Source organism: Chryseoglobus sp. 28M-23, assembly GCF_014789785.1.
Taxonomy (GTDB): domain Bacteria; phylum Actinomycetota; class Actinomycetes; order Actinomycetales; family Microbacteriaceae; genus Microcella; species Microcella indica.
The window spans coordinates 1,591,529-1,608,348 of record NZ_CP061846.1 but is presented as its reverse complement, the minus strand read 5'-3'; the positions used below and the strand labels follow the sequence as shown (position 1 = coordinate 1,608,348).

Genomic DNA, 16,820 nt, shown 5'->3' with positions numbered 1-16,820 from the left:
ACCATCATGGCGAGAGAGATCGACGTCGACGAGCTCGTGCTGCTGCGCGAGCAGGGGCACCCCATCATCGATGTGCGCGAGCCCGACGAGTACGCGGCGGCTCACGTGCCCGGCGTGCGCCTCATCCCCCTGGCGACCATCCCCGACGAGGCCGACAGCCTTCCCCGCGACGAGACCGTGTACGTCATCTGCCACTCAGGGGCCCGCAGCCTCCGGGCGGCCGACTACCTGCTGAGCGTCGGGGTCGACGCGGTCTCCGTCGCCGGCGGGACCTCCGCCTGGGTGCAGCGCGGCCTCGACGTCGAGCGCGGGAGCGCGGCATGAGCGGCGTGCCCGCGAGCGAGGCGAAGAAGATCGCCAATCGCCTCCGGCGCGCTCAGGGCCAGCTCGGGGCCGTGCTCAGCATGGTCGAGGAGGAGCGCGACTGCCGCGACATCGTCACGCAGCTTGCCGCCGTCTCGAGCGCACTGGACCGCGCGGGGTTCGCGATCATCGCTGCGGCCATGAAGGACTGCATGCGCGACGAGACCGGAGAGAAGGCGGACGTCGAGATGGCCGACCTGGAGAAGCTGTTCCTGAGCCTCGCCTGAGGCGCGAGCATCCTCAGGAGGACGGCACGCTCAGGAGGACTGGAGGCGCTTGCCCAGCCAGACCGTCGCATTCGGGTTGTCGTTGAACGGCTCGATCGGGGCGAGGCCCAGCGAGCGGTAGAGCGCCGCGGCCTCGGCGAGGCTGTCGTTCGTGTCGAGGACGAGCTCCGCTGCCCCGAGCTCGACCGCGCGCCGCTCGAGCTCGGCGACGAGGGCGCGGCCCAGGCCGATGCGGCGCGCGTGCGGCTGCACCCACAGGTGCTTGAGCTCGAAGCGCGCCCCGTGCGGGCCGTCGTCGATGCGGCGCACGCCCCCGCAGCCGACATCGGCGGGCTCGCCCGAGAGGTTCTCGCCCTCCACGAGGAGGAAGACGCCGCGCGGGGGAGTGAACTGCTCGGGGTCGGGGTGCACCCGTCGGTAGCGGCCCTGGTCGGGCGGAAAGCCGTGCTCGCGGGCCGAGAAGTACTGATCGAGCAGCACGAGTGCCGCATCGTCGGTCGTGCGGGCCTCGCGCCAGGTCACCATGCGGCCCAGCCTAGACTGGGGCCATGGTCACGCGTGTCGCCGTCGTCGGAGCAACCGGTCGTCTCGGGGGCGCCGCCTGCCGCCTCATCGAGCAGCAGTCCGACCTCGCGCTCGTCGCGCAGCTCGACTCGAGCAGCGACCTCGGCGAGATGCTCGGCGCCGACGTCGTGCTCGACGTCACGACACCCGGCGTCTCGCCCACCGTCGTCGACCACGCCGTGCGCAACGGGCTGAGCGTCGTCGTCGGCACCAGCGGGTGGAGCGAGGAGCGCCAGCGGGCCCTGCGCCCCCTCCTCGAGGCCTCGCCCGAGGCGGGCGTCATCGTCGTGCCCAACTTCTCCCTCGGCTCTGTGCTCGCCACCCACTTCGCGACCATCGCCGCGCGGTACTACGAGTCCATCGAGATCGTCGAGGCGCACCACGCCGCGAAGGTCGACTCGCCGTCGGGCACAGCCGTCCGCACCGCCGAGCTCATCGGCCACGCCCGCGCCGACATCGGGCCCGTCCTCGCCCCGCACATCGATCAGAGCGCCCGAGGGCAGCAGGTCGCGAGCGTGCCCATCCACTCCCTGCGCCTGCAGGGAGTCGCCGCCCGACAGTCGGTTCACTTCGGCGGCGACGGCGAAGTGCTCACCCTCAGCCACGAGACGCTCGGCACGAGCGCCTACGAGGCCGGCATGCTGCTCGCCCTGCGCGCGGCCGCCACGAGCACAGGGCTCATCGTCGGGCTCGACCGGCTCATCGACCTCGCGTCGACCGTGTCCGGCGGCGACGTCGACGACGACGCCGGCGGCGACCCGGGCGACGCAGGATGACCCGCGCGCGCTGGGCGGCGCTCGGCATGGCCGTGCTCCTCGCCCTCTACCTCGTGCTCATCACCTTCTACGCTGTCACGCTCGTCACCGACCCGCTGCCCATCGTGCGCGGCATCGGCTGGGCTCTCATCGTGCTGCCGTTGCTCGGCGCCTGGGCGCTCGCCGCCGAACTGCTCTTCGGCGTCCGCGCCGAGCGGCTCGCGCGCCTGCTCGAAGCCGAGGGCGGCATCCCGCGGGAGGGGCAGACCGGGCACGGCGAGCACCCAGGCGCCGAGGGCGACGACCGGGAGGCCGTATTCGCGCGGTACGCGGACGAGGTGCGCGAGCATCCCGAATCGTGGCAGCACTGGTTCCGTCTCGCTCTCGCGTACGACGCCTCACGCGACCGTCGCCGCGCCCGCTGGGCCGTGCGCACGGCGATCAGGCTCGAGCGCCAGGAGCGGCAGAACCCTAGGGGCGAGACTCCGAGTCGCGAGACCCCTTCGTCGTGAGCGCGGCGATCGCCTCCTCGACCGTGCGATCGCGGAACACGAAGCCGTCGTCGAGAAGCTTCGCCGGCACGACCTTCTGACTCGCGAGCAGCAGCTCGCGGCCGGCATCGCCCATCGCGAGCCCGATGAGCCGCTCGGGCAGGGCGAAGAGGTGCCAGCGGCGCATGGCCGACGCGAGCGCGCGCGTCATGCGATCGCTCGTGCTGGGGGTGGGCCCCGCGAGGTTGACCGCTCCGCTCACGCGCGAGGTGAGCAGGTGGCGGATCGCCGCCGCCTCGTCGTGCAGGCTGATCCACGGCCAGTGCTGACCGCCCGTGCCGATGCGCGCAGCCGCACCGAGGGCCGTGAGCAGGCGCAGCGGCGTCATCGCGCCTCCGGGCCCGACGACGAGCCCCGTGCGCAGGAACACCGTTCGCGTCGCCTCAGGGGCGAGGCTCGCCGCCTCCTCCCACGCTTGCACCACCTCGGCGAGGAAGCCCTCGCCGGCGGGAGAGTCCTCCGTGAGGCGCTCACCAGGTCGGTCGCCGTAGACCCCGACGGCTGATCCGCTCAGGAACACGGCGGGCGGCGTGCGCGCCATCGACATCGCCTCGGCGAGCGCGCGCGTGGCCTGCACGCGCGACTCGAGAATCTCGCGGCGATAGCGCCGGGTCCACGGGATGCGCGCGATCGAGGCTCCAGACAGGTTGACGACGGCGTCGACCGTGTCGAGAATCCGGAAGTCCAGAACGCGCGAGTCCGGGGCCCACGCGAACTCGTTCTCGTGGGCGGGCTTGCGCCGCACGAGCGTGAGCACCTCGTGGCCGTCGGCGCGCAGCTGACGCTGCAGCTCGGAGCCGATCATCCCCGAGGCGCCCCCGATGAGGACGCGCATCGGTTGCGGCGCGCCCACTAGGCGAGCGACGCTTCGAGCGTGATCGACGTGCCCGTGAGAGCGGCGGAGACGGGGCACCCCGTCTTGGCGTCCTCGGCGAAGGTCTGGAACTCTTCGGCGCTCAACCCCGGCACTTTGGCGCTCACGAGGAGGTGGCTGCCCGTGATGCCCTCACCGGGCACGAACGTCACGGCAGCGGTCACCTGCAGGCTCTCGGGCGCGTGCCCGGCGCCCGAGAGGGCGTGCGAGAGCGCCATCGAGTAGCACGCGGAGTGCGCGGCGCCCAGCAGCTCTTCGGGGTTCGTCTTGCCGCTCTCGCCCTCCGAGCGCGCCGCCCACGTCACGGGGAACTCGGCGGCGTCCGACGAGTCCAGGGATGTCGTGCCGTGACCCTCCGTGAGCGATCCGAACCACAGGGTCGTTGCTTCGCTGGTCACAGCCATGAGCGTGCTCCTCGTTGTCGCGGGCGGGATTCCCTCAGCCTAAGCGGCGGGGCGGCGGCGAACCAGCCCCGCGCGCACGAGCAGCACGTACAACTGGCAGCCGAGGCAGTAGGCGAAGGCCGCGTTGAGGAAGGCGGCGACGAAGGCCGCCGCGGCCGCGACCACCAGGGCACCGGGAACACCCGCGAGGTGCAGGGCGAGGCCCGTCGCGGTCACGAGCAGCCCGATGAGCTGTGCGAACGTCGGGGGAGCGGGGTCCTCGCGCTCACCAGGCGGGCCGAGCCGAGGCGCGACGACCGCTCGGAAGACGATGCCGTAGGGGTGCCGGTGCACGCCCGCGAGCGCTCCCCAGGCGAAGAGAGCCACGAGGGCGGCGAGCAGCAGGGCGCCCGGCTCGGTCAGCCGCTCGAGCACGGAGCTCGAGATCGGGCGCGTGAGACCCAGCAGGATGACGACGAGCAGAAGAGCCGACGTCACGGCGGCGCCGAAGCGGGGGCCGCGCGCGTCGATGAGCCGGGCATCCGCGCCAGAAGGCGCCTCGGGGGCGCTCATGCCGTCACCAGCGCACCGCGCGCGGCATCGACGGCGCGACGTACGTCGTCGGGCCGCACGGCGCCGATGAGGCGCGACCGCACGCGGCCCTGCGCGTCGAGAACGAGGGTCGTCGGCGTCGAGTAGACCGAGTGGCGCTGGGCGACGTCGGCGTGATCGGTCACGTCGAGCTCACGGTGCGCGACCGTCGCGTCGTCGGCCGCGAGCTCGCCGAGCACGCGCCGCATCGCCACGCACGCCGAGCACACGGGGCTCGAGAGCTGCACGAGGGTGACGTCGGCGCCGTCGACCGAGAGGTCGTGCTCGTCGCCGCCGCAGCCGCTCGCGACCCGCGCGCTGCGCGCGCGCACGACGACACCGAGGGCGGTGGCCCCCACGAGCAGAAGAGCGATGACCACGAGGGCCGAGATGATGTCCATGTCAGTCGAAACTAGGCAAGGGGGTGTTCCTATTCCCGAGTGTGACGCCGTGTGACGCTCCCGCGCCCCGATAGGGTGACGAGCGTGACCGAGGCTGCCGACGACATCCAGTTCCGCTCCGATGTGACGGTCGAGCTCGTGCGCTCGGCCGCCCACGACTCCGACGTCCTCTTCGCGGCGCGCGTGTCCACGCAGGGGGAGCAGACCCTCGAGTCGGCCGCGAGCGGCGCCGAGGCGACCGATCGCGACCGCGGGCTTATCAACTACCTCATGCGCGACCGCCACGGCTCGCCCTTCGAGCACAACTCGTTCACCTTCTACGTGCAGGCGCCGATCTTCGTCTTCCGCGAGTTCATGCGGCACCGCATCGCCTCGTACAACGAGGAGTCGGGCCGCTACCGCGAGCTGCGCCCCGTCTTCTACGTGCCCGGCCCCGAGCGCAACCTCGTGCAGGTCGGCAAGCCTGGCGCCTACGAGTTCCTGCCGGGCACGCCCGAGCAGACGGCGCTCGTCGAACAGGAGGTGCGCGGCGTGTGCGGGGCCGCCTACGCCTCCTATCAGCGGATGCTCGCCGCGGGCATCGCGCGCGAAGTGGCCCGCGCGGTCCTCCCCGTGACGATCTACAGCTCGATGTACGTGACGATGAACGCCCGCGCGCTCATGAACTTCCTGTCGCTGCGCACCAAGCGCGAGGGCACGCACTTCCCCTCCTTCCCGCAGCGCGAGATCGAGATGGCGGCCGAGCAGATGGAGCAGCACTTCGCGCAGCTCATGCCGCTCACGTACGACACCTTCAACGCCAACGGCCGCGTCGCCCCCTAGCCGATGGGTCGGCGATCTGCTCCGCCTGGGTCGTCGGACGGCCTGCACTGGCGTGAACGACGCCGCCTTCAGCAGGAGCGGCGACGTGCCGTTCACGCGGAGTTGAGGCAGTTGCTCTTCGAGCGGTTGGGGCCGCAGCCCCTGCCAAGACCCATTTACCGGCGGGGCAACGACTTGCGTGACGAGTTCTTCTCGCTGAGCCCGCCGGCCGAGATTATCGGCGGTTCCCTGGCCCTTCCGCTCAGCTTGTTTCTCGCGGTCGCCGAGCTCACCGGTCGTCGGGAACCTGTTCTCGTTGTGGTGGCGATACTGATGCTTGTGGTCTCGATCGTCTACCTCGTGCGCGGGCTCATCCGCTTCCACTGGTGGTGGCAGGCGCGTCGCATCGCACTGCGGTGGTGCGCGGAGAACAACCACGTGATGCCGCACGACCTGCGCTGGTAACGCGCTTCACTCCGAAGACAGGTGTCGCACCGCAGCCTTGACGCGGCGTCGGTCTGTCGCATCCACCCGGTGAGGAAGGCGTCCACCGGCGAGCCGCCCGGACGCGTCGGCGTGTTCCCCGCGTGACCGGGGCTATGCGACACAGGACGCGAACGCGAGCGCTCAACGCCTCCTCCCCGCCGCAGTAGGCAACAATGTCGTCCACACGAAGTCCACGTCGGTTCGAGTGGCCGTCGGTATGCGCGGGATGCTCCGCCTCATGAGTGACTACCTGCAGGCGATACGGCTTCTCGGCGGCGTCGCCCGCACCGCAGAGTTGGCGTTGAATCCGGCGCAACGACGTGCGCTTGAGCGTGCAACGGCCCGGGGCCACCTCGCCCGGCTTCGGCGAGGTGTCTACGGTGCACCCGACCTGGATCCCGACATCGCGGACGCGGCGCGTGTCGGTGGCCGAGTCGCAGGGGTGTCGGCACTCCGGCACCACGGTCTCTGGGTACCACCGGGGGCCGATTCGGTACTCCACGTGGAGGTCGGTGACGAGGTCGAGGGCAAGCCCGAGGCCAGCCGATTACGACTGGTGAAAGCTCACTGGCTCCGCTCGGGTTCTGACCCGCGGTTCGGAGTCGCTCCGCTCTCAACCGTGCTGGCACGTGTCGCCGACGAGTTGCCTTTGCCGTTTGCCGTCGCGGTGCTCGACTCGGCACTCAGGTCGACGGCGTTGACGCCCGATGACCTTGAGCGGGTTTCTCGACGTTGGCGGCCTGCGGCACGTCGAGCCGCTGCGCTGGCGGACGAGCGTTCCGACTCCGGAACGGAGAGCGTGGTGCGAGTGCTGCTGCATGAGGCGGGCATCCTCGCGATACCCCAGCCGCCGTTGCCGCTGGGGGGTGCGCAGCGCGCCGATCTACTCGTCGGTGATCGGTTGCTCATCGAGTGTGACAGCGAGGAGCACCACGCCGATCCGGTGCACCGCCGACGAGACTTACGTCGTGACGCGAGCCTCATGGCGCTGGGGTTCATCGTCTTGCGGCTCGACTATCGCCAAGTGTTCGACGATCCCGAGGATGTGGTCGCGACGGTGGCCGCGATGGTCGCTCGCGGTGAACATGTGTCGCGTCGCCCCGGTTGAACCCCGGCCGCGCGCTCCGCTTTCGGCAATGTGCCGGTGTGTCTCTCGAGTGCCCGGGCCGACGCGACAGGCGGCCACAGAACCCGAGAGCGACAACACGACGGCGGGTGCGGGATGCCCGGGGCCGGGCCGCGCGCACCCGCGACCCGCGCCGCGATAGCCTGGAGGGCGTGACTGAGACCCGCAACCCCTTCGGCCAAGTGCTCGTGGCGCTCGTCACGCCCATGACGGCCGAGGGCGAGGTCGACTGGCCCGCCGTCGAGAAGCACATCGACCACGTGATCTCCGAGGGCGCGGACGGCATCGTCGTGACCGGCACGACCGGGGAGACGAGCACGCTCACCGACGCGGAGAAGGTTCGGCTCGTGGAGGTCGGCAAGTCCGTGAGCGGTGGCCGGGCATCCATCATCACGGGCGGCGGCTCGAACGAGACGGCCCACGCGATCGAGCTCTACAAGGCGAGCGCGAAGGCCGGCGCCGACGGCGCGATGGTCGTCACTCCCTATTACAACAAGCCCACGCAGGCGGGCGTGCTGACGCATTTCCGGATGATCGCTGACGCGACCGACCTGCCCGTGATCCTCTACGACATTCCGGGCCGAGCCGGCATCCCCATCACCTACGAGACGATCCTCCGTGCTGCGAAGCACCCCAACATCCTCGCCGTGAAGGATGCCAAGGGTGATCTGAGCGAGGTCAGCCGGGTGCTCAACCAGACCGACCTCATGTATTTCGCGGGCGACGACGCCAACGCGCTGCCGACGCTCGCGATCGGCGGCACGGGCCTCATCGGCGTCACGGCGAACATCGCCCCGGCTCCGTACCGCGCCATCGTCGACGCCGTGAACGCCAACGACCTGTCCACGGCCACGCAGCATCACCGCACGCTCGAGCCGCTCGTGCGCGCGATCATGACGCACGTGCCGGGCACTGTCGCGGCGAAGTACGTGCTGCACGGCCTCGGCCGCATCGGCTCACCGCGCGTGCGGCTGCCGCTCGTCGGGCCCGAGGACCACGAGGCCGCGATCATCGAGGACGAGATGGCTCTCGTGCGCGACGTCGCCGGCGTCGACCTCGCGACGTTCCGCCCGGATCGCAACGCCGCGGCAGGCGGTGCCCTGCCGAAGGTGGCGGGCACGACCCGCTGACGCCCCGCGCCAGCGCACCACCTCACCACATCGACTTACACCGGGGGCTGACGGCCCCAGACCGTGCCGATCGGCACTACGACGAAAGACGAGACACATGCCCCTGAATCTCTTGGACCCGCCCGCACTCGAGCCCGGCACTATGAGGATCATCCCGCTCGGCGGAGTCGGCGAGATCGGTCGCAACATGACCGTCTACGAGCTGAACGGCAAGCTGCTCGTCGTTGATGCCGGCGTGCTCTTCCCCGAGGAGACTCAGCCGGGCGTCGACCTGATCCTGCCCGACTTCGGGCCCATCCGCGATCGTGTCGACGACATCCTGGGTGTCGTTCTCACGCACGGCCACGAGGACCACATCGGGGCCGTGCCGTACCTGCTGCGCATGCGGCAAGACATCCCCATCCTGGGTTCACGCCTCACACTCGCCTTCATCGAGGCGAAGCTCAAGGAGCACCGCATCCAGCCCTACACGCACAATGTGCAAGAGGGGCAGGTCGAGAACCTCGGCCCGTTCAGCCTCGAGTTCATCGCGGTCAACCACTCGATTCCCGACGCGCTCGCGATCGTCATCAGCACCGACGCCGGCACGGTCCTGCACACGGGCGACTTCAAGCTCGACCAGCTTCCGCTGGACGACCGCATCACCGACCTGCGTGCCATCGCGCGCTGGGGCGAGTCGGGAATCGACCTCGCGCTCACCGACTCGACGAACGCCGACGTTCCCGGCTTCACGGCGCTCGAGCGCGACATCGGGCCCGTCCTTGAGACTGTCATCGCGAAGGCCCCGCGCCGCGTGATCGTCGCGAGCTTCTCGAGTCACGTGCACCGCGTGCAGCAGGTGCTCGATGCCGCGCACGCGAACGGTCGCAAGGTGGCGCTCATGGGCCGCAGCATGATTCGCAACATGACGATCGCGGCCGATCTGGGGTTCCTCACCGTCCCCGAGGACACGCTCATCGACGCCAAGAAGGCGGCGAACCTGCCCGACGACAAGATCGTCTACATGTCGACGGGCAGCCAGGGGGAGCCGATGGCGGTGCTGGCCCGCATGGCGAACCTCGAGCATCAGATCGAGGTCGGCGAGGGCGACACCGTCATCCTCGCCTCGAGCCTCATCCCCGGCAATGAGAACGCGGTCTACCGCGTCATCAACGGCCTCATGAAGCTCGGCGCGAAGGTCGTGCACAAGGGCACCGCCCGCGTGCACGTCTCGGGCCACGCCTCGGCGGGTGAGCTCATGTACTTCTACAACATCCTGCAGCCGACCCATGTCATGCCGGTGCACGGCGAGCAGCGCCACCTGGTGGCGAACGCTCAGATCGCGATCGACACGGGCGTGCCCGAGAAGAACGTGCTGCTCACCGAGGACGGCACGGTCGTCGAACTCAAGGACGGCAAGGTGTCGATCGTCGGCCAGCTCGATATCGGGTTCGTGTACGTCGACGGCTCGACGGTCGGCGAGATCACCGACGCCGATCTGAAGGACCGCCGCATCCTCGCCGAGGAGGGCTTCATCTCCATCTTCGTGGCCGTGGATGCTCAGACCGGCAAGGTCGTCGTCGGCCCCGAGATCCACGCTCGCGGGTTCGCCCCCGACGAGGCGATCTTCGAGGACGTCAAGCCGCAGATCATCAAGGCGCTCACGGATGCCGCGGAGAACGGCACGCGCGACAGCCACGCCTTCAGCCAGGCGATCCGCCGAGTGGTCGGTCGCTGGGTCAACACGCAGCACCGCCGCCGCCCGATGATCGTGCCGGTCGTGATCGAGGCGTAGCCTCGATCACACAGACGGTGCTGGTTTGCCGCGCCGCGGTGCGGCGCGGGCGAGGCGTAGCCTCGATCACACAGACGGTGCTGGTTTGCCGCGCCGCGGTGCGGCGCGGGCGAGGCGTAGCCTCGATCACACAGACGGTGCTGGTTTGCCGCGCCGCGGTGCGGCGCGGGCGAGGCGTAGCCTCGATGACGCAGACGGCGCTGGATGCCGCGCCGCTGCGGGATCGAGCTGACCCATTACTCGCGCGTCGGAGTGCTGGGAGACTAGGTTGTCCACCATGAGCATCTCGATGCACACGCGAATCGGTCTCATCGCCCTGGGCACGGCGTCGCTCGTCGCGCTGACGGGGTGCACGCTGCCTCTTGCCCCGCTACCCTCCGCGTCTCCGACGGAGACCCCGTCCGCATCGGAGACTGCCGAGGCGGAGCCCACGCCCACACCCCTGTCGCGTCCAGCTCTGGCCGATCTGGAGCTCAGTCCGGACGGGCTCGGCCCGCTGCTCCTCGGCGAGCCTCCCGTCTCGGATCCGGCGCTGAGGATGGTCGCGTTCGAGCCGGAGGGATGCACCGACGCGGAGACGGGCGAGTCCTTCGGCATCGTGGCGGGCGACCCTGAGGCGGGCGGCTGGTTCATCGATCCGTCCTATCGTCTACCCGCGACGCCGAGTTTCGGGGGCAACCCGTTCGGCGTTGGCGTCGATGAGTCGGCGGGCAACATCGTGACGCGCATCGACCTGTATTCCGCTGACATCCCGACCGATGAGGGCATCCGTATCGGGGACTCCCGTACCGAGGTCGAGGCGGCCTACCCGGGGGCGTCGGTCGCCGAAAGCTATCTGACCGACATTTTCGTCATCTCGGGCCCGTCGGGCCTGCTGCAGATTGAAGTCGTGTCGCAGTCGACGCCCGACAAAGCGGACTACTGGATGTCGACGGGCATCCCCGACGGTCAGGTGGTCTACATCCACGCGGTCTCTCCCGCACTCGGCGTCTTCTCGGTGGCGGCGAGCGGCAACAGTGTGGGCGGCTGCAACTTCAGTTGACGTCGCGGGCGGCAGACGCAGGCGGCGACGCTCTCGGCTGAGAAGCCGGATGATCGTGCCGGTCGTTATGCAAGCGTGAGGCAGGAGTCTCGACGCGGGTGCGGGGGCTCGCTAGCGTCTGGGTATGAGCACGCGTCGAGTGTCGGCTCTTTCCGCGGTCACGGTCGCCGGACTGCTCCTGGTCGGGTGCGCGCCAGCGCCGGTCGAGCCTTCAGCATCCCCGACTCTCACGCCCACAGCCGAGGCCGCGTCGACGCCCACGTCGACTCCGGAGCCGACCGAACCGCCCGCGCGCGCCGATCTGGTGCTGCGCCCCGACGGCTTGGGGACGCTCGTAATCGGTGAGCCCGCTCCCGCACCGGACGACCCGACGGCGATGATCGTGTTCGACGATGACGTCTGCGTCTCCGACGCGACGGGCATCGCCCCGGGTGACCCGAACGCGGGCGCGTGGGTGCCGATTCCGCTCTACGACGCGGGCCCTGAGGGCGGCGGCATCTTCGGGGTGGGCATGAGCGACGCGGGCATCGTGGAGGGCGTGCAGGTCTTCGGTCTCGACGAGATCCCGACCGAGGAGGGCATCAGGGTCGGTTCGACCGTCGCCGAGCTGCTTGCCGCGTACCCGGGCATCGCAGGCCCGAGCGGCGGCGCGGGCCTCTCGCAGTTCTACCTTGTCGACGGTACGGGTGGCCGTCTCATCATCGAGGTCGCGGTGGAGGATCCTGGGATGCCCGGCTACTGGGAGCCCGAACTGGTCGATACCGTGCTCGGCATGACCGCGGTGCCCTCGGGCACGCCCGGGTACACGATCGCGGCGACCGACGGCGGCCTCGGCGGTTGCCCGCTGTAGGTTCCCGCTCGCGAACGCGGTCGGCGGCGCGTGTCGGCGGCCTTTCCGTCGCACCCCGCGGGTAGCGTGGGCGCATGGCTTCGACGCGCTCTTCGTCGCGCACGCGCGCCGCGTCCGCACGCGGGTCTGGGTCGCGCGCGAAAGGCGCTGGTTCGCGCGGGGGGTCCTCCCGCACGCAGGCCACGAAGCGCCTGCCACCGCCGAGCGCAGAGCCGGGCATCCTGACCGTCATCTGGATGGGCATGGCCCACGCGACCGGCGGCCTGTTCCGGATGCTCGGCCGCGAGACCCTCGCGAAGGACGAGCGCCGCGACGGCATGCCGTTCCTCATCGTCCTGCTCGCGACCGTCGGCGCGATCGTCGAGTGGTTCTTCGCGACCGACCCGGTCGCGATCGCGCTCGACGCGTGGACGTTCGGCGGGCTGCTGGGCCGCGTCGCCTTCGCCCTGCCGGTCATCATGATCCTGTTCGCGGCGTGGCTGTTCCGCCACCCGGCGAGCGTGCACGACAACACGCGCATCGGCATCGGCCTGGGGCTCATGATCCTGAGCGTGAGTGCCCTGTGCCACATCGCGCTCGGAGCGCCGCAGCCGAGCGAGGGTGCGGTCGTGCTCGCGCGCGCGGGCGGTGTGCTCGGCTGGATCGTCGCGAGCCCCGTGCTGCTCGCGAGCGTGTGGGTCGCGGTGCCGCTGTTCGCGGTGCTGCTGCTGCTGGGCGTGCTCATCATGACGAAGACGCCGCCGAACCGCATCGGCGATCGCCTGCGCGAGCTCTACGCCTACCTGTTCGGCGCGGAGCTGACGCCGCGCGAGCCGAAGCAGAAGGCCGAGAAGGAGGCGCCGACGGAGGAGTTCGGCTCGCTCACGGATCTGGGCCTCGACATGAACGACAGCTCGTCGATGCCGTGGTGGCGCAAGGGCAAGCCCGGTCGGGATGCCCCCGCACCGTTCGACAGCGCCGTCGAGCGCGACAACGCGACCGAGGTCATTGATCAGGATACCCGAGCCAAGGTCACGGGCGACCTCGCCGCCGTGCTCGACGAGGCGGAGCAGGCCGTCCAGCGTTTCACGGGCGAGCAGCCGGGCCGCGCGCGCGAGGGCGCGGGCGAGGTGCAGCCCGCGGTGCTGCCGGGCTTCACCTCTCGCGCGAGCGAGAAGGGCGCGGCGGGCGAGTTCGACGAGGCTGCGCCCGCAGAGGGGACGCCGAGGTCGGGCACGAAGACGGGCGAGAAGACCACAGCGCCCTACCGTCTGCCGGCGGCGTCGATCCTCGAGCCGGGCACGCCGCCGAAGTCGAAGTCGGCCGCGAACGAGGCGGTCGTCGCGTCGATCACCGACGTGCTCACGCAGTTCGAGGTCGACGCGAAGGTGACGGGCTTCAGCCGCGGCCCGTCGGTCACGCGCTACGAGATCGAACTCGGCCCGGGCGTGAAGGTCGAGGCCTTCACGCGCCTGACGAAGAACATCTCGTACGCGGTCGCGAGCAACGAGGTCACGATCCTCTCGCCGATTCCGGGCAAGAGCGCGATCGGCGTGGAGATTCCGAACGTCGACCGCGAGATCGTGTCGCTCGGCGACGTGCTGCGCTCGAGTTCGGCGGGCAAGGCCCTGCACCCCATGACGATCGGCGTTGGCAAAGACGTCGAGGGTGGCTACGTCGTCGCGAACCTCGCGAAGATGCCCCACCTCCTGGTGGCCGGCTCGACCGGGTCGGGCAAGTCGAGCTTCATCAACTCGATGATCACGAGCGTGCTCATGCGGGCGAAGCCGGCCGAGGTGCGCATGGTGCTCGTCGACCCCAAGCGCGTCGAGCTCGCCGCCTATCAGGGCGTGCCGCACCTCATCACGCCCATCATCACGAACCCGAAGAAGGCTGCAGAGGCGCTGCAGTGGGTCGTGAAGGAGATGGACATGCGGTACGACGACCTCGCGTCGTTCGGGTTCCGCCACATCGACGACTTCAACCGCGCGGTGCTCGCGAACGAGATCCAGCTGCCGGAGGGCAGCCAGCGCCGCCTGCAGCCCTACCCGTACCTGCTCGTCGTGGTCGACGAGCTCGCCGATCTCATGATGGTCGCCCCGCGAGACGTCGAGGATTCGATCGTGCGCATCACGCAGCTCGCCCGCGCGAGCGGCATCCACCTCGTGCTCGCCACCCAGCGCCCGAGCGTCGACGTCGTGACGGGCCTCATCAAGGCCAACGTGCCCAGCCGCCTCGCCTTCGCGGTCTCGAGCATGACCGACAGCCGCGTGATCCTCGACCAGCAGGGCGCCGAGCGCCTCATCGGGCAGGGCGACGCGCTCTTCCTGCCCATGGGAGCCTCGAAGTCGATGCGCGTCCAGGGTGCGTGGGTCACAGAGGACGAGATCGCGAAGGTCGTCGAGCACGTCAAGAAGCAGGCGATCCCCGAGTACCGAGACGACGTCGCGGCGGAGACGCAGAAGCGCGAGATCGACGCCGACATCGGTGACGACCTCGAGGTGCTCCTCGCGGCGGCAGAGCTCGTCATCAGCACGCAGTTCGGCTCGACGTCGATGCTGCAGCGCAAGCTCCGCGTGGGCTTCGCGAAGGCGGGGCGCCTCATGGATCTCCTCGAGTCCCGCGAGATCGTCGGCCCCTCGGAGGGCTCGAAGGCGCGCGACGTGCTCGTGAGCGTCGAGCAGCTTCCCGAGGTGCTCGCCCGCCTCCGCGGTGAGGATGCGCCCAGCTCTGCACCCTCCGCCGCGCCCGCCGCAGCCCCCGCGGCGAGCTCCTCCGCGCACCCCGGCTCCGACCCCGTTGAGGACATGACGCGGGGGTATCCTGAGGTGGAAGGCCCCTCCGACGAGGACGCCTGGAATCTCACCGACCGCGAGTAGCCACGCCGGCTCCGCGCCGGTCCGACGAGTCGAGAGGGGTCTGCGCCCGTGACCGAGCCCGACCCCCGCACCTACTCGTTGCGCGGCCGCGTCGTGCGGCACGGCGAGACCCCGGCGTCGAGCGGCAACCTCGCGAACATCATCACGGTCGTGCGCATTTTGCTCGCGCCGGTGTTCGTGCTGCTCCTCGTGCTCGACGGCGGGCAGGACGGCTGGCTGCGGCTCGCGGCGGCTGCCCTCTTCATCCTCGCGATCGCGACGGACGGCGTGGACGGCATGCTCGCCCGGCGCCGCAATCTCGTGACCGACCTGGGCATCCTGCTCGATCCGATCGCCGACAAGCTCCTCACGGGTGCCGCGCTCGTGATGCTCGCGGTGCTCGCCGAGCTGCCCGTCTGGGTCGTCGTGGTGATCCTCGTGCGCGAGTGGGGCATCACGCTCTTCCGCTTCGCGATGCTGCGCGACCGGGTGATCCCGGCCTCGCGCGGCGGCAAGCTGAAGACTGTCGTGCAGGCGGTCGCGATCTCGTTCGCTCTCGTGCCGCTGTGGCAGCTGTTCGGCGAGTGGATTCATATCGTCAACACGACGCTCATGACGGCCGCGGTCGTGCTCACGGTCGTGACGGGCCTCGACTACCTCGTGCAGGCGTGGCGGCAGAACCGCGCACGCTCGCAGTGACGCGGTCGCGATGACGCGCGAGCACCGAGGAGCCGCCGAGGTGCTCGCGGCGCTCGAGCGGCAAGGCGAGACTCTCGCGTTCGCCGAGTCCCTGACGGGCGGGATGCTCTGCGACGCGTTCGTGAGCGTGCCGGGCGCCTCGGCCGTCGTGCGCGGGGCCGTCGTGGCCTACGCGACACCCCTCAAGGCGAGCCTGCTCGGCGTGCCGCAGGCGCTCCTCGTGCGGCACGGTGCCGTGCATCCGGAGGTCGCCTCGCGCATGGCGGAAGGGGCGCGCACCGCAGCCTCCGTCGGCGACGAGCCGGCCGATGTCGGCGTCGCGACGACGGGCGAGGCCGGCCCCGATGCATCCGGGGCGGCGCCCGTGGGCCTCGTGTACGTGGCGGTCGCGGATGCTCGGCGCACGCTCGTGCGCGAGCACCGCTTCTCGGGCGATCGTGCGGCGATCCGCGCGCAGGCGGTCGACGCCGCGATCGAGCTGCTCGCCGAGCGTGTCGGCTCACGGGAATAGCATCGATGACGGTCGTGTTACAGACAGCAAGCTGACATGCTCCCCACAGGTGCTGACGGCTAGAGTTTGACCCAACCGCGAGGGGTAGAGTGTCCCTCCCGGCATCACGAGACGACGAGAGAAGGGGGCGCCTCATGGTTCTGGTTCGACAGGAAATCGGCGAGGTCCTCCGCGACGTGCGCCTGCAGAAAGGCCGCACGCTGCGCCAGGTGGCGAGCCGTGCGAGCGTGGCTCTCGGGTACCTGAGCGAGGTGGAGCGCGGCCAGAAGGAGGCCAGCAGCGAGATTCTCGCGTCGGTCGCCGAGGCGCTCGATACGCCCATCTCCGTGATCATGCGCGAAGTGGGTGACCGGCTCGCCGTCATCGAGGGCGTCACGATCGTCCCCGACACGCTGCCCGACGAGCTCGTGGCCGAGTTCGACGCCGACTTCGCGATGCACTAGGCGCTCCCGCGCACCCGAGTCGAGACACCGAGGCGAGACACTGACCCGCAGCGAGTTCTCCCGCGCCATCGCCGACGAGTTCGGCGAGGCGTACGGGCGAACGATCGTGCGCGACGTCGTGCTGACGGCGCTCGGGGAGCGCACCGCAGACGAGGCGCTCTCCGCGGGCGCGCCTCCTCGCGAGGTGTGGCTGGCGCTGTGCGCCGCGATGGATGTTCCGCGCGAGCGCTGGTACGGGGCGGGTCGCCCTGAGCCGAAGCGCGCCTGACCCTCTGCCGGCACCGGGCGTGACGCGCGGCCTCGACACGCCGCGCCTGCTGTCGTTCGAACATTCGTTCCCCTTCTGCGTAGACTCCTCCCCAGCGGCACTCGAACACGAGTCGCCCACGGAGTGCGCGTCGCACCGGCCGAT

The 16,820-nt window shown here is 70.3% G+C and carries 21 protein-coding genes; 16 read left to right on the top strand and 5 right to left on the bottom strand.

Going from position 1 to position 16,820, the window contains the following annotated elements:
* Window positions 1–6: 6 nt before the first annotated feature.
* A complete protein-coding gene (locus IE160_RS07880; protein ID WP_179872098.1) occupies window positions 7–324 on the top strand; it encodes a rhodanese-like domain-containing protein in 318 nt (105 codons plus the stop codon).
* Window positions 321–590: a metal-sensitive transcriptional regulator gene (locus IE160_RS07875; protein WP_179872097.1), complete on the top strand. Its 270-nt coding sequence runs from the start codon at window positions 321–323 to the stop codon at window positions 588–590. The genes IE160_RS07880 and IE160_RS07875 overlap by 4 nt, the downstream gene beginning before the upstream one ends.
* Before the next feature lie 30 nt (window positions 591–620).
* On the opposite strand, the gene IE160_RS07870 is transcribed toward IE160_RS07875, so the two are convergent.
* On the bottom strand, window positions 621–1,115 hold the full coding sequence (locus tag IE160_RS07870; protein WP_179872096.1) for a GNAT family N-acetyltransferase: 495 nt from the start codon (window positions 1,113–1,115) through the stop codon (window positions 621–623).
* A 23-nt stretch (window positions 1,116–1,138) separates the two neighbouring features.
* On the opposite strand from IE160_RS07870, the gene dapB reads away from it, so the two are divergent.
* Window positions 1,139–1,930 carry a 4-hydroxy-tetrahydrodipicolinate reductase gene (gene dapB, locus IE160_RS07865; RefSeq protein WP_191150728.1) on the top strand — a complete coding sequence of 264 codons (792 nt, stop codon included), beginning with the start codon at window positions 1,139–1,141 and terminating at the stop codon, window positions 1,928–1,930.
* Window positions 1,927–2,421 carry a hypothetical protein gene (locus tag IE160_RS07860; protein WP_179872094.1) on the top strand — a complete coding sequence of 165 codons (495 nt, stop codon included), beginning with the start codon at window positions 1,927–1,929 and terminating at the stop codon, window positions 2,419–2,421. Before dapB ends, IE160_RS07860 begins: the two co-directional genes overlap by 4 nt.
* Here the strand turns inward: IE160_RS07860 and IE160_RS07855 are convergent.
* From IE160_RS07855 to IE160_RS07840, 4 genes are read right to left on the bottom strand one after another with little or no spacing between them, the layout of a single operon-like run.
* Entirely contained in the window at window positions 2,381–3,295 is a 915-nt protein-coding gene (locus IE160_RS07855) for a TIGR01777 family oxidoreductase (RefSeq protein ID WP_179872093.1), read from the bottom strand. The genes IE160_RS07860 and IE160_RS07855 overlap by 41 nt on opposite strands.
* Window positions 3,296–3,312: 17 nt before the next feature.
* Complete coding sequence (locus tag IE160_RS07850) at window positions 3,313–3,738, bottom strand: OsmC family peroxiredoxin (protein WP_179872092.1); 426 nt, start codon at window positions 3,736–3,738, stop codon at window positions 3,313–3,315.
* A 39-nt stretch (window positions 3,739–3,777) separates the two neighbouring features.
* On the bottom strand, window positions 3,778–4,290 hold the full coding sequence (locus IE160_RS07845; RefSeq protein WP_191150727.1) for a DUF4395 domain-containing protein: 513 nt from the start codon (window positions 4,288–4,290) through the stop codon (window positions 3,778–3,780).
* Window positions 4,287–4,709, bottom strand: coding sequence for a thioredoxin family protein (locus IE160_RS07840; protein ID WP_191150726.1), 423 nt, complete (start codon window positions 4,707–4,709; stop codon window positions 4,287–4,289). Before IE160_RS07840 ends, IE160_RS07845 begins: the two co-directional genes overlap by 4 nt.
* An 84-nt stretch (window positions 4,710–4,793) precedes the next feature.
* On the opposite strand from IE160_RS07840, the gene thyX reads away from it, so the two are divergent.
* The 12 genes from thyX (at window position 4,794) to IE160_RS07780 (ending at window position 16,676) form a co-directional block, all read left to right on the top strand.
* A complete protein-coding gene (gene thyX / locus IE160_RS07835; protein ID WP_191150725.1) occupies window positions 4,794–5,531 on the top strand; it encodes an FAD-dependent thymidylate synthase in 738 nt (245 codons plus the stop codon).
* A 174-nt stretch (window positions 5,532–5,705) separates the two neighbouring features.
* Window positions 5,706–5,975 carry a hypothetical protein gene (locus IE160_RS07830; protein ID WP_191150724.1) on the top strand — a complete coding sequence of 90 codons (270 nt, stop codon included), beginning with the start codon at window positions 5,706–5,708 and terminating at the stop codon, window positions 5,973–5,975.
* Window positions 5,976–6,234: 259 nt separating this feature from the next.
* Window positions 6,235–7,104: a DUF559 domain-containing protein gene (locus IE160_RS07825; protein ID WP_191150723.1), complete on the top strand. Its 870-nt coding sequence runs from the start codon at window positions 6,235–6,237 to the stop codon at window positions 7,102–7,104.
* Between the two features lie 170 nt (window positions 7,105–7,274).
* The gene (dapA, locus tag IE160_RS07820) at window positions 7,275–8,252 is read left to right on the top strand and encodes a 4-hydroxy-tetrahydrodipicolinate synthase (protein ID WP_191150722.1); all 978 of its coding nucleotides are present in this window, start codon (window positions 7,275–7,277) and stop codon (window positions 8,250–8,252) included.
* A 97-nt stretch (window positions 8,253–8,349) separates the two neighbouring features.
* A complete protein-coding gene (locus IE160_RS07815) occupies window positions 8,350–10,026 on the top strand; it encodes a ribonuclease J (RefSeq protein WP_191150721.1) in 1,677 nt (558 codons plus the stop codon).
* Between the two features lie 277 nt (window positions 10,027–10,303).
* On the top strand, window positions 10,304–11,068 hold the full coding sequence (locus tag IE160_RS07810; RefSeq protein WP_191150720.1) for a hypothetical protein: 765 nt from the start codon (window positions 10,304–10,306) through the stop codon (window positions 11,066–11,068).
* Window positions 11,069–11,192: 124 nt separating this feature from the next.
* Entirely contained in the window at window positions 11,193–11,918 is a 726-nt protein-coding gene (locus IE160_RS07805) for a hypothetical protein (protein WP_191150719.1), read from the top strand.
* A gap of 74 nt (window positions 11,919–11,992) precedes the next feature.
* The gene (locus IE160_RS07800) at window positions 11,993–14,776 is read left to right on the top strand and encodes an FtsK/SpoIIIE family DNA translocase (RefSeq protein ID WP_191150718.1); all 2,784 of its coding nucleotides are present in this window, start codon (window positions 11,993–11,995) and stop codon (window positions 14,774–14,776) included.
* A 78-nt stretch (window positions 14,777–14,854) separates the two neighbouring features.
* Window positions 14,855–15,454, top strand: a complete 600-nt coding sequence (pgsA, locus tag IE160_RS07795; RefSeq protein WP_224744612.1) for a CDP-diacylglycerol--glycerol-3-phosphate 3-phosphatidyltransferase — start codon at window positions 14,855–14,857, stop codon at window positions 15,452–15,454.
* A gap of 10 nt (window positions 15,455–15,464) precedes the next feature.
* The gene (locus tag IE160_RS07790) at window positions 15,465–15,965 is read left to right on the top strand and encodes a CinA family protein (RefSeq protein ID WP_191150716.1); all 501 of its coding nucleotides are present in this window, start codon (window positions 15,465–15,467) and stop codon (window positions 15,963–15,965) included.
* A 134-nt stretch (window positions 15,966–16,099) separates the two neighbouring features.
* Window positions 16,100–16,408, top strand: coding sequence for a helix-turn-helix domain-containing protein (locus tag IE160_RS07785; RefSeq protein WP_191150715.1), 309 nt, complete (start codon window positions 16,100–16,102; stop codon window positions 16,406–16,408).
* 106 nt (window positions 16,409–16,514) lie between these two features.
* Window positions 16,515–16,676 (top strand): DUF3046 domain-containing protein, encoded by a 162-nt coding sequence (locus IE160_RS07780; protein WP_502708734.1) that lies wholly within the window; start codon window positions 16,515–16,517, stop codon window positions 16,674–16,676.
* Window positions 16,677–16,820: the final 144 nt, after the last annotated feature.